The organism is Anaerococcus murdochii, from assembly GCF_019957155.1.
In the GTDB taxonomy this organism is placed as follows: domain Bacteria; phylum Bacillota; class Clostridia; order Tissierellales; family Peptoniphilaceae; genus Anaerococcus; species Anaerococcus murdochii.
Genome location: NZ_JAIPME010000002.1, coordinates 152900 through 168379, shown reverse-complemented (window position 1 = coordinate 168379; position 15480 = coordinate 152900). Strand labels below are relative to the sequence as shown.

The 15480-nt window shown below is 35.8% G+C and carries 17 protein-coding genes and 1 riboswitch; of the genes, 13 read left to right on the top strand and 4 right to left on the bottom strand.

Going from position 1 to position 15480, the window contains the following annotated elements:
- The first annotated feature begins 10 nt into the window (after positions 1-10).
- The 6 genes from K8P03_RS01285 to K8P03_RS01260 all read left to right on the top strand — a co-directional run bounded on the left by K8P03_RS01285 (position 11) and on the right by K8P03_RS01260 (position 6426).
- Positions 11-820: an electron transfer flavoprotein subunit beta/FixA family protein gene (locus K8P03_RS01285; protein WP_209772898.1), complete on the top strand. Its 810-nt coding sequence runs from the start codon at positions 11-13 to the stop codon at positions 818-820.
- Between the two features lie 9 nt (positions 821-829).
- Complete coding sequence (locus K8P03_RS01280) at positions 830-1831, top strand: electron transfer flavoprotein subunit alpha/FixB family protein (RefSeq protein ID WP_223417743.1); 1002 nt, start codon at positions 830-832, stop codon at positions 1829-1831.
- Between the two features lie 236 nt (positions 1832-2067).
- Positions 2068-2847, top strand: coding sequence for an enoyl-CoA hydratase-related protein (locus K8P03_RS01275; protein WP_223417742.1), 780 nt, complete (start codon positions 2068-2070; stop codon positions 2845-2847).
- A 12-nt stretch (positions 2848-2859) separates the two neighbouring features.
- On the top strand, positions 2860-3702 hold the full coding sequence (locus K8P03_RS01270; RefSeq protein WP_223417741.1) for a 3-hydroxybutyryl-CoA dehydrogenase: 843 nt from the start codon (positions 2860-2862) through the stop codon (positions 3700-3702).
- Between the two features lie 36 nt (positions 3703-3738).
- A complete protein-coding gene (locus tag K8P03_RS01265; RefSeq protein ID WP_223417739.1) occupies positions 3739-4920 on the top strand; it encodes an acetyl-CoA C-acetyltransferase in 1182 nt (393 codons plus the stop codon).
- A 156-nt stretch (positions 4921-5076) separates the two neighbouring features.
- Positions 5077-6426, top strand: coding sequence for an acetyl-CoA hydrolase/transferase C-terminal domain-containing protein (locus tag K8P03_RS01260; protein WP_223417737.1), 1350 nt, complete (start codon positions 5077-5079; stop codon positions 6424-6426).
- A 56-nt stretch (positions 6427-6482) separates the two neighbouring features.
- Here the strand turns inward: K8P03_RS01260 and K8P03_RS01255 are convergent, their stop codons facing one another.
- Complete coding sequence (locus tag K8P03_RS01255) at positions 6483-6980, bottom strand: ACT domain-containing protein (RefSeq protein WP_223417735.1); 498 nt, start codon at positions 6978-6980, stop codon at positions 6483-6485.
- Complete coding sequence (locus tag K8P03_RS01250; RefSeq protein ID WP_223417733.1) at positions 6953-7861, bottom strand: amino acid kinase family protein; 909 nt, start codon at positions 7859-7861, stop codon at positions 6953-6955. Before K8P03_RS01250 ends, K8P03_RS01255 begins: the two co-directional genes overlap by 28 nt.
- A 120-nt stretch (positions 7862-7981) precedes the next feature.
- Positions 7982-8120, top strand: a riboswitch (Lysine riboswitch).
- A gap of 56 nt (positions 8121-8176) precedes the next feature.
- Here K8P03_RS01250 and lysA point away from each other — a divergent pair.
- From lysA to K8P03_RS01230, 4 genes are all read left to right on the top strand, one after another.
- Positions 8177-9481 (top strand): diaminopimelate decarboxylase, encoded by a 1305-nt coding sequence (gene lysA, locus K8P03_RS01245; RefSeq protein WP_223417731.1) that lies wholly within the window; start codon positions 8177-8179, stop codon positions 9479-9481.
- A 1-nt stretch (position 9482) separates the two neighbouring features.
- On the top strand, positions 9483-10457 hold the full coding sequence (locus tag K8P03_RS01240; protein WP_223417730.1) for an aspartate-semialdehyde dehydrogenase: 975 nt from the start codon (positions 9483-9485) through the stop codon (positions 10455-10457).
- 75 nt (positions 10458-10532) lie between these two features.
- Entirely contained in the window at positions 10533-11108 is a 576-nt protein-coding gene (gene dapB / locus K8P03_RS01235; protein WP_223417729.1) for a 4-hydroxy-tetrahydrodipicolinate reductase, read from the top strand.
- Positions 11101-12054: a diaminopimelate dehydrogenase gene (locus K8P03_RS01230; RefSeq protein ID WP_223417728.1), complete on the top strand. Its 954-nt coding sequence runs from the start codon at positions 11101-11103 to the stop codon at positions 12052-12054. Before dapB ends, K8P03_RS01230 begins: the two co-directional genes overlap by 8 nt.
- Here the strand turns inward: K8P03_RS01230 and K8P03_RS01225 are convergent.
- Both K8P03_RS01225 and K8P03_RS01220 read right to left on the bottom strand, forming a co-directional pair.
- Positions 12047-12730: a hypothetical protein gene (locus tag K8P03_RS01225; RefSeq protein WP_223417727.1), complete on the bottom strand. Its 684-nt coding sequence runs from the start codon at positions 12728-12730 to the stop codon at positions 12047-12049. The two genes, K8P03_RS01230 and K8P03_RS01225, sit on opposite strands and share 8 nt — an antisense overlap.
- Entirely contained in the window at positions 12727-13206 is a 480-nt protein-coding gene (locus tag K8P03_RS01220) for an aminoacyl-tRNA deacylase (RefSeq protein ID WP_223417725.1), read from the bottom strand. Before K8P03_RS01220 ends, K8P03_RS01225 begins: the two co-directional genes overlap by 4 nt.
- Positions 13207-13280: 74 nt before the next feature.
- On the opposite strand from K8P03_RS01220, the gene K8P03_RS01215 reads away from it, so the two are divergent.
- Genes K8P03_RS01215 through K8P03_RS01205 form a run of 3 tightly spaced genes read left to right on the top strand, consistent with a single transcriptional unit; the run spans position 13281 to position 15435 of the window.
- Positions 13281-14027, top strand: a complete 747-nt coding sequence (locus K8P03_RS01215) for a hypothetical protein (RefSeq protein ID WP_223417723.1) — start codon at positions 13281-13283, stop codon at positions 14025-14027.
- Positions 14028-14068: 41 nt separating this feature from the next.
- Complete coding sequence (locus K8P03_RS01210; RefSeq protein ID WP_223417721.1) at positions 14069-14581, top strand: DUF1836 domain-containing protein; 513 nt, start codon at positions 14069-14071, stop codon at positions 14579-14581.
- Entirely contained in the window at positions 14581-15435 is an 855-nt protein-coding gene (locus tag K8P03_RS01205; RefSeq protein ID WP_223417719.1) for a DegV family protein, read from the top strand. Before K8P03_RS01210 ends, K8P03_RS01205 begins: the two co-directional genes overlap by 1 nt.
- Positions 15436-15480 lie beyond the last annotated feature (45 nt).

The following is a 15480-nucleotide window of genomic DNA, read 5'->3' as shown; positions in this document are numbered from 1 at the left end:
GGAGATATATATGAACATATTCGTATGTGCTAAACAAGTTCCGGATACAAATGAAATCAAAATTGATCCGGTTACAAATACACTAATTAGAAAAGGCGTTCCAAGTATCCTTAATACTTACGATGCTTTTGCTCTTGAGCAAGCTCTAAGAATCAAAGACAAAGACCCAGAAGTTAAGATTACAGTAATCTCAATGGGACCTCCACAAGCAGATCAAATGCTTAGAGATTGTCTAGCAGTTGGTGCAGACAATGCTTACCTAGTAACAGATAGAAAATTCGGTGGTTCTGATACACTAGCTACATCTTATATCCTTTCAGAAGCTATCAAAAAAGTAGCTGAAACTGAAGGCCAACCAGACATGGTATTTTGTGGACTACAAGCTATCGATGGTGATACTGCACAAGTAGGACCAGAACTTGCTGAACACTTAGACCTTCCACAAGTAACTTATGGTTACACTGCAGAAGTAAATGAAGAAGGACTAAAAGTTCTTAAAGAAGTTGAAGGCGGAGCACTTGAAATCCAAATGACTCTTCCAGCACTTGTTACATTTACAAAATACGGTGATGAAGAATTAAGATATCCAAAAATCAAAAACAAACTAAAAGCTAAAAAAGCTAACATAGAACAAATTACTTTTGAAGAACTAAAAGATTCTATAGACGAAACAGCTATCGGTCTAAAAGGTTCACCAACAAGAGTAAATAAATCTTACACACCAACAGTTGAAAAAGTTGGTGAAATGTTTGAAAATATGGAAGCTGATGAAGCAGCAGATAAGCTAATTGCAGCATTAGCTGATAAGAAGCTTATTTAAGGAGGGACTATGTCAGAAAATAAAAACCTATGGGTATTAGTTGAAACTAAGGAAGACGGATCAGCTGTTAATGTAGGACTTGAATTATTAAATCCAGGTAGAAGAATGGCTGACACACTTGGTGGAAAATTAGTAGCAGTTATAATTGGTGAAGAAGTATCAAAGGCTAAGGAAGAAGTAAAAGATCACGGCGTTGATGCAATAATCACATGCGAAGGCGAAATATATAAAGAATACAATACAGATGTTTACGCTAACGCTGTATGCAAATTAGTTGAAAATCACAATCCAAATACAATCCTAATCGGTGCAACAAACCAAGGTAGAGACCTAGGTCCAAGAGTATCTTCTAGACTACACACAGGTCTTACTGCAGACTGTACAGAACTTGACGTTGACGCTGAAACAGGCAACGTACAATGGACAAGACCTGCCTTTGGTGGTAACCTAATGGCACAAATTCTTTGTCCAGATTCTAGACCACAAATGGGTACAGTACGTCCAGGCGTATTCCCTAAAGAAGCATTTGGTAGAAAAGACAATATCGAAGAAATTGAAGACAATATAGAATATACAGGCGAAATTAGAACTAAGATTCTTAACTTCATCCCAAGAGACGAAGGCGATGATGTAGACTTAGTTGGTGCTGAATATATCGTATCTGGTGGACGTGGACTAGGTGAAGCAGCTAACTTCAAAATCATTGAAGAATTAGCAGAAGCACTTGGAGCTACAGTTGGTTCATCACGTGCAGCAGTAGATGCTGGATGGATCTCACACTCTCACCAAGTTGGCCAATCAGGTAAGACTGTAGGACCAAAGGTATATATAGCAATAGGTATTTCTGGAGCTATCCAACACTTAGCTGGTATCAATGCATCAGATACAATTATTGCTATTAACAAAGATCCAGATGCGCCTATCTTTGATGTAGCTGATTATGGTATAGTTGGAGACTTATTCGAAATAGTTCCAGCCCTAACAGAAAAAATCAAAGCTAGAAAGGCCTAATATAAAAATTAAACCACTATTTTCTCAAATAGTGGTTTTTCTTTTATAGATTAAAAAAACCTATAATTAGTTGGTAGAAAATCGTTTGTAAATCTTGTTAAAAAATATACAAAAAAAGATTGACAAAAAAATATCAACTGTTATAATATAAGTATAAGAAGAGAAAATGGGTATAAAGTTTATGGAAGCTTTGTACTAAGGAAAATTTGTAAACGATTTAATTCGAAGGGGGATGGATGACTTACAAAACTGTAAAATATGAAGTTAATGGTCACATAGCAAAAATAACTATCAACAGACCAGAAGCTTTAAACGCACTTAACTCAGAAGTACTAGACGAACTAAACACACTATTAGATGAAGTAAGAGCTAACAAAGATCTTAGGGTAGCAATCCTTACAGGTGAAGGCAGAAGCTTTGTTGCAGGTGCAGACATTAAAGAAATGTCAACACTTACAGCTATCGAAGCTAAGGAATTTGGTTACAAAGGTCTTCACGTATTTAGAAAACTTGAAAGCCTACCAATTCCAGTTATAGCACAAATTAACGGCTTTGCGCTTGGTGGTGGATGTGAAATCGCTATGAGCTGTGATTTTAGGATTGCAAGCGATAAGGCCCTATTTGGTCAACCAGAAGTAGGTCTTGGTATTACTCCAGGTTTTGCAGGTACCCAAAGACTTCAAAGATTAGTAGGACCAGGTTATGCGAAATATCTAATTTATACAGCAAATAACATCAAGGCTGACAAGGCTTACGAAATTGGCTTAGTTCAAGAAGTAGTAGAAGCTGACAAACTTGAAGAAACTGTACAAAAACTAGCAGAAAAAATCGCTTCTAACGCACCAGTTGCAGTTAGAGCTTCAAAAGAAGCTATAAACGTAGGTGGTCAAGTAGATATAGACAGCGCAATCAAAGTTGAAGAAAACTTATTTGCCCTAACCTTCTCAACAGAAGATCAAAAAGCAGGAATGAACGCTTTTATCAATAAAGGTAAAGCTGAATTTGAAAATAAATAAAGGAGATTTTTAATGAAAATAGGTGTAATCGGATCAGGAATCATGGGTGGCGGTATTGTAGAAACTGCTGCTAAAAATTATGAAGTTGTTGTAAGAGATATCAAAGATGAATTTCTAGATGCTTGCAAGGCAAGAATAGAAAAATCTTATACAAAATTGGTATCAAAAGAAAGAATGACTGAAGAAGCTAAAGAAAAAGCTCTAGCAAACATTTCTTACACAACAGAAGTTAAAGATTTAGCTGATTGTGACATAGTAATTGAAGCAGCAACAGAAAATCCAAAACTTAAAAAAGATATCTTTAAAGAATTAGATGAAGTTGTTAAAGAAGGCGCAATCCTTGCTTCAAACACATCTTCACTTTCAATTACAGACATAGCAGCTGTTACAAAAAGACCTGAAAAAGTAATTGGTATGCATTTCTTCAACCCAGTTCCAGTTATGAAACTTGTTGAAGTTATCAGAGGTCTACACACATCTGATGAAACAAACCAAGCAATCTTTAAACTAGCTGAAGATCTTGGCAAACAACCTATCGAAGTTAAAGAAGGTCCAGGATTCGTAGTTAACAGACTTCTTATCCCAATGATCAACGAAGCTGTTGGCGTATTAGCTGATGGACTTGCAAGCGTAGAAGATATAGATAAGGGTATGCAACTTGGTGCAAACCACCCAATGGGACCTCTTGCTCTAGGAGATTTAATCGGACTTGATACATGTCTAGCTATTATGGAAGTTCTTTACAATGAATTTGGTGATAGCAAATATAGACCATGCCCACTATTAAGACAAATGGTAAGAGCTGGAGACCTTGGTAGAAAAACAGGCAAAGGCTTCTACGATTACAGCAAATAAGATAAATAGATTTTAAGAAAAACTAAAGGAGAAATTATGACAAGAAAAGTAGTTATAGCAAGTGCAGCAAGAACACCAGTTGGTGCTTACGGCGGAGCATTTAAAACAGTTTCAGCAAGAGAACTAGGTGCAGTAGCAGCTAAAGAAGCAATCAAAAGAGCTGGCATCAAACCAGAAGATATAGATGAATCAATCCTTGGTTGTGTACTTCAAGCAGGTAACGGCCAAAATATCGCTAGACAAATCGCACTAGACGCTGGTATTCCAATTGAAAAACCAGCAATGACATTAAACATTGTTTGTGGTTCAGGTTTAAGATCTGTTTCTCTAGCAGCTCAAATGATTATCGCTGGTGACTGTGATGTTGTTTTAGCAGGTGGTACAGAATCAATGTCACAAGCTCCATACCTTCTAACAGACGAAAGATGGGGAGCAAGAATGGGTGATAAAAAAGTTGTCGATGAAATGATCAAAGACGGACTTTGGGACGCATTCAATGACTACCACATGGGAGTTACTGCAGAAAATATAGCAGAAAAATTCGGTCTAACTAGAGAAGAACAAGATGCCCTTGCTGCAGACAGCCAACAAAAAGCTGCAAAAGCTAGAGCCGAAGGTAGATTCAAAGACGAAATCGTACCAGTAGAAGTTAAGGGTAGAAAAGGCAAAGTTACAGTAGTTGACACAGATGAATACATCAAAGAAGGCGTTACAAAAGAAAGCATTTCTGGCCTAAGACCAGCTTTCATCAAAGACGGTACAGTTACAGCAGCTAACGCATCTGGTATCAACGACGGTGCAGCTTGTCTAGTAGTAATGAGTGAAGAAAAAGCTAAAGAACTTGGCGTTACTCCACTTGCTACAATCGTAAGCTACGCTACAGAAGGTGTTGATCCAAAAATCATGGGTACAGGCCCAATCCCAACAGTTAGAAAAGCTCTAGAAAAAGCTAACCTAACACTTGAAGACATCGATCTAATCGAAGCTAACGAAGCTTTCGCTGCTCAAGCTTTATCAGTAATCAAAGAACTAGGTCTAAACACAGACATAGTTAACGTAAACGGTGGAGCTATTGCTATCGGTCACCCAGTTGGTGCATCAGGAGCAAGAATCCTTACAACACTTCTATATGAAATGCAAAAGAGAGACTCTAAAAAAGGTATCGCAACACTTTGTATAGGTGGCGGTATGGGTACTGCAGTTATAGTAGAAAGATAAGATAAATTTTAAGGTATGCAGGTAGTTCTTATCTGCATGCCTTTTTTTGTTAATTTTCGATAAAATATTAAATTATTTACTAAAGATTGATAATAATTTTCAATTATGGGTATATAGTTAATATCATAAGAAAACGATATTATAAAAGGGGAAAATATGGATTTTAAGAAATTATATGAAGAAAAGTTAATCACTGCAAAAGAAGCAGCAGCAATGGTTAAGGACGGCGACTGGGTAGAAATGGGATGGTGTGCCCTAACACCTGTTGACTTCGATAAGGCCTTAGCTGAAAGAGTAAATGAATTAAAAGATGTAAAGGTAAGGGGAGGAATCCTTGCTTACAATTCACCTTTAGCCACAGCTGATCCTACAGGAGAACACATTACCTACCATTCTTGGCACTCATCAGGTATAGAAAGAAAGTTAATTAATTCAAAAGACTACAACGCTTTCTTTATTCCAATCAAATACAGCGAGCTACCAAGATATATCAGAGAAAATGCTCCAAAAGCTGCAGTTTCAGTATTCCAAGTTAGTCCAATGGATAAGCATGGAAACTTCAATTTTGGTGTATCAGTAAGTCACGCTATGGCATCGTTTGAAACAGCTGATAAGGTAATACTAGAAATAAATGAAAATGTTCCAAGAGCACTTGGTGGATATGATAACTTTATAAATATCAAAGATGTTGACTATGTTTACCAATCAACAAATTATCCAATGCTCACACTTCCAAAAGCTTCATTTGGTGAAGAAGAACTTAAGGCAGCAAGCTTCGTAGTAGATATGCTTCGTGATGGTGATACTATCCAAATTGGTATAGGTGGTCTTCCAAATGCTATAGGTTCAGAAATTGCTAAATCTGACCTAAAAGACCTTGGTGTTCACTCAGAAATGTATGTTGATGCCTTTAGAGAAATGGCCCTAGCAGGCAGGATTACAGGACGTAAGAAAAATATAGATGTTGGTCGCCAAACATATGCTTTCGCTGCAGGTAGCCAAGAGCTTTACGACTATATAGACGATAATGAAGAGCTAATGGCAGCTCCAGTTGACTATGTAAATGATATTGACGTAATAGCATCTCTTGATAACTTTGTTTCAATCAATACAGTTTTACAAGTGGACCTTTGGGGACAAATTTCTGCTGAATCCATTGGAACTAAACACATATCAGGTGCAGGCGGAGCCCTAGACTTTGTACTTGGTGCTTATAGGTCAAAGGGCGGTAGATCAATAATTGCCCTTAACTCATCAAGAGTAGACAAGGACGGTAAGAGAATTTCAAACATCGTTCCAACCTTCGCACCAGGCACCCAAGCTACAGCTGTAAGATCTAACACCCATTACATTGCAACAGAACAAGGTATTGTAAACTTCAAAGGTCTAACAACCTGGCAAGCAGCAGAAGCCCTTGTAAGTCTAGCCCACCCAGACAATAGGGATGAGTTAATCAAGGCAGCAGAAGAAATCGGTATTTGGAGAAATACTAATAAGAGAATCTGAGAATTTTAAAAACCAGAGCGGGATATGAATCCTGACTCTGGTTTTTCTTTACTAATTTACTTATCAAGGACTTTATCTTCATAAATTGCCTTATAGAGGGATTTTAGGCATAATTTTTCATCTTTTTTATTAATTAGAATAAAAAGTGAATTGTTAGATGCTCCTTGGATAATATATTCGATTTTAATTTGGTTTTGATTTAAGACGTCAGAAATGATATAAAGTGCCGTGGTCATTTGGTCTTTTAGACCCTCGCCAACTATAGCAATGGATTTTAGAAAATCTCTAACTACTAGTTCATCGAGGTCAAAGGAATTGTTTATTGCATTTACTATAGAAGATTTTTTTGAGCTGTCCTCCAGATATTCGCTCCTAACGAGGATAGAAATAGAATCTATTGAAGTAGGAATATGTTCAACTGGTATGTGCATATATTGGAAAATATCAAGGACGTTTTTGATATAACCGACCTTCCTATTCATCAAATATTCAGTGATTTTAAAGGAAGTAAATTCTCCAACATCGCTCATTCCGACAATAGGGTTCTTATCCACATCTGTCCTTTCCTTTGAAATAATTGTCCCGCCTTCATTTGGATTATTGGTGTTTTTGACATGGATTTCAATATCTGTATCAAGAAGGGGCTCAACGGCATCTTCTTGGAGATCTCAAAACCATTGTAGGAAAGTTCTCTCATTTCGGCATAGGAAATATTTTTAATCGGCGCAGGCTTATCAAAAAGGCTAGGATTTGCTGAATAAATATAGGTCATATCTGTATAATTTTCGTAAATATCGCAGCCAAGACCTCTAGCAAGGATAGCCCCGCTTATATCTGATCCACCCCTAGAGAAGGTAAGCTTATCGCCATCCTTATTGTAGCCATAAAAACCAGGCACAACTAAGAGCTCATCCCTATCCTTAAATTTTCCGATATTCTTATAGGTCTCATCTAAAATATTTACATCATTTAGACTGTATTCAAGGACAATTCCCAAATCTTTTGGTGACATATAGGTGGCTTTGATTCCGATTTTATTCATGTAGGCTGCAATAAGCCTTGCATTAAAGTCTTCGCCTGAAGATTTAATGGCATTTTCCAAATAAAAATCATCCTTAATACTTGATAAAAATCCTAGAAGTATTTCCTTAAAAGATTCCACTAATTTTCTATCAAGACCCAAAATTTCAGAGATTTCTGTGTACCTGAGGACAATCATATCCAAGGTTTTTATGTAAGTTGGGCTTTGTGATTTATATTCTTCAAAAAGGCTGATTAAAAGGTCTGTCACCTTTATATCTGCCTTAAATCTCTTTCCTGGGGCAGAAACGACAATAGCCCTTATATTTTCATCATTTTTTACGATTTGTCCTACTTTTTCTATTTGACTGGCTGAGGCTACAGATGAGCCCCCAAATTTAGCTGTTATTTTCACATCATTCTCCTAATTGGCACTATTATACAACAATCGGTATTAAAATAAAAATATTTGCATGAATATTAACATAAATTTGACAAAAGCACTAATATCTGATAGACTGATAAATAATTAAAGATTTAGCCAAGGGGTCGCGGTTACAATGAGTAGGTAACGAAAGGTCTAACCGCCGAAATACATGGTATTGGTCATAGGTCGAATAGGTCTATGATTGTCAGCAAGATTTGCCAAATCTTGCTGGAGTACTTGCTAAGTCAGGCGAAAGGGAAATCATGGGCCTTTTGCCCGTGATTTTTTTCGTATGGAGGATATATGCTTAAGAAAAATTATACAAATATAGATGGGATGCTCCATATTGGTGGACTTTCTGTAGAATATTTAAGGAAAAAATATGGGACGCCCCTTTACATATATGATCAAAAACTAATTAAGGATACAGCCAGGGCTTTTAGGGAAAATTTCAAATCAGATATCTTTGCTAGCGAGGTAAGTTTTGCCTCAAAGGCAGGGTCAAACTTGTATTTGCTAGGTCTTATTAAAAACGAGGGCCTTTTTCTTGATACGGTTTCTATTGGGGAGATGTATATAGGCATGAAGGCCGGTTTTGAACCTAAAAAAATCCATCTCCATGGCAATAATAAAACCAAAGAAGAACTTGTTTTTGCCATAGAAAATAAGATTGGAACAATAATTATAGATTCTTACGAGGAATTTTTATTCTTAGAAGAAATCCTAAAGGAAATGGACGAGAAGATGGATTGCCTTTTAAGGATTAATCCTGATGTAAAAACCTCAACCCATAAGTATATCCAAACATCAAACGCTGATTCCAAGTTTGGGATAAATATCAGGGATGAAAAAATAGAATCCTATATCAAGGAAATGGCCCAAAGCCAATTTGTAAATTTACTAGGTTTTCACGCCCACATAGGCAGCCAAGTAATGGAAGTTGGATTTTTTGAAGAAGAAGCTAAAATCCTCTTTGATTTTACAAAGAAAATGCAAGACCTTACTGACCAAAGTTTTAGTCATTTAAACTTAGGCGGAGGTTTTGGAGTCAGACAAAATAAAAATGACAAAGACTTTGATTTAGAAAAGTTTTTACGAGACTTTGCGAAAATCATTGAGGAAAAAATCAAGGATTATAAGCTTAAGATCACAAGGGTCGGCATCGAGCCAGGTAGGTCTATGATTAACCAGGCTGGAACGACGATTTATAGTGTGGGTAGTGTTAAGCACACCCTTGAAGGCCTCCCACTTGTTTTTGTCGATGGGGGTATGTCTGATAATATAAGGCCAAGCCTTTATGGGGCCAAGTACGATGCATTAATTGCAAATAGACTTGACGATAAAAATTATGAAAAATTTAGGGTTGGAGGCAAGTTTTGCGAATCGGGAGACATTTTGATAGAAGAAACCGACCTTCCTTATCCAAAAAGAGGGGATATACTTGCTATTGAAAACACCGGAGCCTATTCATTGGCGATGAGTTCAAATTATAATAAACTTCCAAAACCGACTGTGGTTTTTGTTGAAGATGGCAAGGATTATCTTGCAGTAAAAAGAGAAACTTTAGATGATTTAATAAAAAATGATTGTGAATATAAAGGAGAATAAGATGGCAAATGTAGCAGTTGTTGGTGCAAGTGGATTAGTTGGAAGCAAGATTAGGGATATCCTAGAGGAAAGAAATTTCCCGGTTGATAGGCTTTTTGCCTTCGCTTCAAAAAAGTCAGTAGGAAAAGAAATTGAGTTTCAGGGAAAGAAAGTAATCATTGAAGAATTAAAGGAAGATTCCTTTGATAATAGGGGAATTGATCTAGCCTTATTTGCGGCAGGTGGAAGTGTTTCAGAAAAATATGTGCCTTTGGCTGTAAAAAACAATATCAGGGTTGTTGATAATTCTTCATGTTTTAGGATGGATAAAGACGTGCCACTTGTAATTCCAGAAGTGAACCCTAGTGACATTAAGAAAAGAGATATGCTAATAGCAAACCCAAATTGTTCTACAATCCAATCTGTCCTTGCTATTGCGAATATTTATCAAGAATACGGCATAGATAGAATTGTTTACAATACCTATCAGGCGGTTTCTGGTGGTGGTGAAAGAGCTCTTGAAGACCTCTATGAAAAGAAAAATGACCACTGGAAATATAAAATTTATGACAATTTACTTCCACAAATAGATTCTTTCTTAGATAATGGCTATACAAAAGAAGAGATGAAAATGGTTAACGAATCTAGAAAAATTTTGGGAGATGATTCTATAAAAATTACAGCCACAGCCATCAGAGTACCAGTTTCTAACGCTCACGGTGTTTCAATCAACTTAAAGTTAAAAAAAGATTTTAATCTTGATGACATTAGAAAAGTTTTAGAGTCTACACCGGGAGTCATAGTAGAAGATGACATTGCCAATGAAATTTATCCAATGCCTGCTACAGCAAGCGGCAAAGACGAGGTTTTTGTCGGTAGGATTAGGAGAGATTTCTCTTGTGACAATAGCTTAAATTTATGGTGCGTGGCAGATAATATTAGAAAGGGTGCAGCCCTTAACGCTGTACAAATCGCAGAACTTTTAGTAAAGGAGTAATGATGATATTCACAGGATCAACTGTCGCTGTAATCACGCCTTTTGATGAAAATCTAAATGTGGATTATAGGGCATTTGATAAGATTTTTACTTGATCATATAATTGAATTTGCCAAAGAAAAATCCTATCCAGTAGTATTTGCAACAACTGGTTATACAGATGAAGACCTTTCTAAAATCAAGAAACTCGGGGAAAGTGTAGCCTTTATTCAAGAAGGCAATTATTCTCTTGGCATAAATGTTATGACAGATATAGCCGAAAGACTTGCCAGGGTCTTAAAAGATTTTGACATAGAAATAGTTGAAAGCCACCACAACAAAAAGAAGGACAATCCTTCTGGCACTGCCAATATGATCTTTGACGGAGTAAATAGGGGCAGGGATGGCAAATTATTTAAGAAAATGAGAGATTTTAGTCATGATGACAGGCGTGATCCAAATGAAGTTGGCATATCTTCTGTGAGAGCGGGAACAATAGTTGGCGAGCATAGATTAATCCTAGCCGGTCTTGATGAAACTATTGAAATAAATCACCAAGCAGCATCCAAAAAAATCTTTGCCAATGGGGTTTTGAAGGCTGCAAGTTTTTTACAAGGAAAGAAACCAGGTAGGTATGATTTTAAAGATGTAATAAGGGGAGACAATGATTAGAGTTGGAATAGTTGGTTACGGAAATTTAGGAAGGTCTGTAAAAAAAGGCATTGATGCGATTTCTGATATGGAAGTGGCTGGGATATTTTCTAGGAGAAAGCTAGATATAGACCTTTATAGGCCACTTGAAAATATAAATGAATACAAAGATCAAATTGATTTATTAATTTTATGTGGGTCATCAGATAAGGATATTTTATCCCAAGGGCCAGAGTTATTAAAAAGCTTCAATACTCTTGATAGTTTTGATAATCATGCTAAAATTAAAGATTATTTTCACGAGATGGATAATATTGGTAAGGAAAATGGGAACTTGGCCCTTATATCAACTGGTTGGGATCCGGGTTTATTTTCCCTAAATAGGATTATTGGCCAAGCTGTACTTCCAGATGGTAAGTACTTCACCCTATGGGGCAAGGGAGTTAGCCAAGGTCATTCGGCAGCAGTTAGGTCGATAGATGGAGTCCTTGATGCAACACAATATACAATTCCAAAGCCTGAAATTTTGGATAAAATAAGAAAGGATGAGGAATTTGATTTTGATAGCCACAAGGCTCATTTGAGAGAAGTCTATGCAGTTGTCGAAGATGGGGCAGATAGGAAAATAATAGAAGAAAAAATAAAAACTATGCCTGATTATTTCGCACCATACGAGACTTTCGTCCACTTCATTAGCCAAGAAGACCTTGATAAAAACCACAAAAAAATGGTCCACGGCGGCCATGTTATAAGAAGGGGCAAGGCAAGTGGCGAAGGCAATGCACTAATGGAATTTAATCTCGATCTAGAATCAAATCCTGATTTTACAGCAGCAGTTGACATTGCCTATGCTAGGGCACTTTATAGACTCGCTAAAGAAGGAAAAAAAGGAGCCATCACCGTTTTAGATGTGGCCCCAAAATATTTATCAGAAGAATCTTACGATTCACTTCTAAATTTTATTTAATATTGGCTGGCGTTTTTAGGTCATTTACCAGGTCCATGATTGGATCAAGAAAGCTAGAAACGTCAGCTTTATTTTTTTGTATAAAGGAAAATAAATCGAGCATCCACACTACTACATATTTATTTAAATAAAAAGCCTGGATGCCATTAGCTAAAATTGACCTTCTACCATTTATAACAATATCATCTCTCATTTGATCGAAATAATGCAAGAGATTACGTCTATTAGAATCATCCTCTATCAGGCCATCAACCATGGCGAGAAGAGATTTTAGGTAGGCTTCTGGTAGGGAATTGAAATAAAATTCTATAATCTTATCTTCCCTTAAAATTATGTCTTCTGTAATTTTCCCTTCGTCTTTATCCTCATAAGCCTTGAAATATTGGTCTTTGTCAAAATTTCCAAAAAAATCTGGATACAAGGCGAAAGGATGGGAAGAATTTTCTATGGTTTTTTTAAGAAATTCGAGTTCTACATTTCCATTATCAAAGGCCGCAATAAAAATCGGTGAGAGGATGACAAGTAGTTTTAATTTCTCATCCTCAGGGTCATTTTCGATTTCTAAGCAAAAGCAATCCTCAAATTGGCTTTGACATTGAGTTATTTGATCAAAACCAAAACCATTTGTAACTTGGTAGGAATTTTTTTTGCCATTTTCAAACTTTGTTAAAATCATTTTATCAAATCAACAAAGCTAGCCTTAGTTGCTTTTTGCAAATCTGCTGGCTTAATTTTTAAAGAATGGCCAACCTTACCTGCAGAAACCTTGATAAAATCCATATCTTTTGCCTTTTGGTCAATAAAAACTGGATAATCTTTTTTTAGTGCAAGCGGAGTTGTGGCTCCTCTTTCATAACCAACAGTTTTCTTAAGATCTTTAAGGGCAAGCATGGAAAGGCTCTTAACACCAATGGCCTTGGCTGCTTTTTTAAAATCGATCTCATCTGCTCCGTTTATTACAAGTATATAAACATCCCCCTCCTTACTTTCTGTAGCAAGGGTCTTAAAGATTGTGTGGATATCTGTATGACCTTCTTCTGCCAAGTCTACAGAAGAAACAAATTCGTGGTCAAGACCGTAATCTATGTGTTCATATTCTATATTTAAATTATCGAGAAATCTCATTGCATTAGTTTTAATTTCTTTTTTCATAAAATCACCTCAAAAAGATTATACGCCAATGATAAAAAATGTAATATAGGGTATAAAAAATCTAAGGAGATACGATGAGTGAGAAAGTACTTGTGAATTATATTTATGATTCCTGCTATAGCCTAGCTTACGGGGATTATTTTTTAGTTTTTGATTATGCTGAGGGTTTGCTTGATATACCCGAGTCAAAACATATTATATTTTTTGCCACAGATAAGGGAGAGAAATCCTATACAGAAGACATTTTTAATCTTGGTAAATTAAGGTCTTTAACCTATGTCCTAAATAAGAATATTAGAGATTTAAAATACCAGGATAATATTATCTACCTAAATAAAGATGAGATTGGGATGAAGGACCTTAAAAAACTCTATAAAAGAGATAATGTCTATCTTTTGGGCGAAGATGATAAATTAAGTCTACATTATAAGGGAGATGAAGTATTTGTTAGGGCTTTTTCCCTAGATGGGATAAGGCTTGGTTTTTTAATAGAAGTAGAGGATTTGATAATTTTTTACGGAGGATCAATGGACCTTGAAAAAGTCGATGATGATAGGTATCTAGACCTCTTGGATGAACTTAGATTTGAAAATCCAGACATAATATTTTTGCCAATTACAGATTTAAACAAAAAATCCCTTGCCTACTTGGATAAGATAATAGATGATGCTGATAGTCAAATCCTATTTCCAACAAAAATTGGTGATAGGGAAGAAGTAAGCCTTGAATTTAAGAAGTTTTATAGATCTAATTTTACTGATATAAGGGCGATTACAAAGGCCAATGAGAGGGTGGAAATAGATATAGATTGTGACCTCTAATCTAGTAATATGAACTAGATGGGGTATAATACGGGGTAGATATGATTGAAAAAATTAATGAATTAGAAAATATTAACCTGCCTAGTTGGGACAGTCTGCCTAATGATGGTATTTATAAGGAAGAACTTTTGAGGTACTTAAATGAAATTTTAAGTCCCCTTCATGTAGTTGAAAAAAATTTGATTAGTTCTTCTATGGTAAATAACTATGTCAAATTAGGCTATATTGATAGGCCGGAAAAGAAAAAATATTACAGGTCTTCCATAGCCCAATTGGTTGTTATATCAATATTTAAACAGGTAATATCAATAGAAGATTTGGCCAAGGGCATAGATATAGAAATGTCAACATTTGGTCTAAAAGACGTTTACGAGAATTTTGAAAATATATTTAACCAAGCAAGAAAAGCCATACTTACAAGTGAAAAGGTCAATGCGGTCAATATTTCTTTTGAATACACCGACCACCACGATAAGGTTCTTTCCTACTTGGCCATTTCACTATTTACAAAATTATACACACAATTAGTAATAGATAACCGCAAGGAGATATAATGGAAAAGATAGCTATATTAGTAGATTCAGGAAGTGATTTAAGTCTTGATTACATAAGAGAAGAAGGTTTCTATTACTTGCCATTATATGTGAATTTAGATGGTAAGTTCCTAAAAGATAGGCTAGAAATTAGCCCTGAAGATTTTTATGCTTGGATAAAAACTAACAACAAATTGCCAAAGACATCCATGCCTTCTCCAGGAGATATCAATGAGCTTTTGGAAAAAATTAAAGAAGATGGATATGATAAAGTAATTTGTATTAATATAGGAAATAAGTTTTCAGGAACCTATAATGCTTGTAAGCTAGCAGAAGTTCCTGGTCTTGAAATCTACGCCTTTAATACTGGAAATCTAACCCTTGCTCAAGGTTATTATGCAACCTATGCAAAAAAACTAATCGACGAAGGCAAGAGTTTTGATGAAATAACAAAAAAACTAGAAGAAAAAATCTATGATTCTAAGGTCTTTTTCACTATAGATACTTTTAAATATATAGTAGAAGGTGGAAGGGTGCCAAAAACTTTTGGTAAAATTGGTGATGCTCTTTCAGTAAAACCAATCATTAAGACAGATCCACCAGAAGGCGGCTTCGCTATAGAAAAAATTGTTAGGGGTGAAAAGAAAACCATTAGCCAACTAGAAAAGATAATTAGAAAAAATCTTGAAGGTGTAAAAGACTATTATTTCTTTATATCTGAAGGCGATTATCCAGATGGTCACGAAAAGATGAAAGAAAGACTTAAAGATATTATAGAAAATGCTAAGATCTATAAGGAAGGACAGATTTCCCCAACCTTAGGTGCAAACACTGGTCCAGGACTAATTGGTATAGGATTTTTCATCTTAGACTAAAAATAGTTTGAAAATATCAAAAAAATATCTGAATTTATTTGACAA

Bases quoted from the DNA above. Each gene is read 5' to 3' on its own strand.
- K8P03_RS01215 (WP_223417723.1), top strand. From the start codon at position 13,281: ATGAGTGAGAAAGTACTTGTGAATTATATTTATGATTCCTGCTATAGC.
- K8P03_RS01210 (WP_223417721.1), top strand. From the start codon at position 14,069: ATGATTGAAAAAATTAATGAATTAGAAAATATTAACCTGCCTAGTTGG.
- lysA (WP_223417731.1), top strand. From the start codon at position 8,177: ATGCTTAAGAAAAATTATACAAATATAGATGGGATGCTCCATATTGGT.
- K8P03_RS01280 (WP_223417743.1), top strand. From the start codon at position 830: ATGTCAGAAAATAAAAACCTATGGGTATTAGTTGAAACTAAGGAAGAC.
- K8P03_RS01270 (WP_223417741.1), top strand. From the start codon at position 2,860: ATGAAAATAGGTGTAATCGGATCAGGAATCATGGGTGGCGGTATTGTA.
- K8P03_RS01285 (WP_209772898.1), top strand. From the start codon at position 11: ATGAACATATTCGTATGTGCTAAACAAGTTCCGGATACAAATGAAATC.
- K8P03_RS01265 (WP_223417739.1), top strand. From the start codon at position 3,739: ATGACAAGAAAAGTAGTTATAGCAAGTGCAGCAAGAACACCAGTTGGT.
- K8P03_RS01220 (WP_223417725.1), bottom strand. From the start codon at position 13,206: ATGAAAAAAGAAATTAAAACTAATGCAATGAGATTTCTCGATAATTTA.
- K8P03_RS01205 (WP_223417719.1), top strand. From the start codon at position 14,581: ATGGAAAAGATAGCTATATTAGTAGATTCAGGAAGTGATTTAAGTCTT.
- K8P03_RS01260 (WP_223417737.1), top strand. From the start codon at position 5,077: ATGGATTTTAAGAAATTATATGAAGAAAAGTTAATCACTGCAAAAGAA.
- K8P03_RS01225 (WP_223417727.1), bottom strand. From the start codon at position 12,730: ATGATTTTAACAAAGTTTGAAAATGGCAAAAAAAATTCCTACCAAGTT.
- K8P03_RS01230 (WP_223417728.1), top strand. From the start codon at position 11,101: ATGATTAGAGTTGGAATAGTTGGTTACGGAAATTTAGGAAGGTCTGTA.
- K8P03_RS01275 (WP_223417742.1), top strand. From the start codon at position 2,068: ATGACTTACAAAACTGTAAAATATGAAGTTAATGGTCACATAGCAAAA.
- K8P03_RS01240 (WP_223417730.1), top strand. From the start codon at position 9,483: ATGGCAAATGTAGCAGTTGTTGGTGCAAGTGGATTAGTTGGAAGCAAG.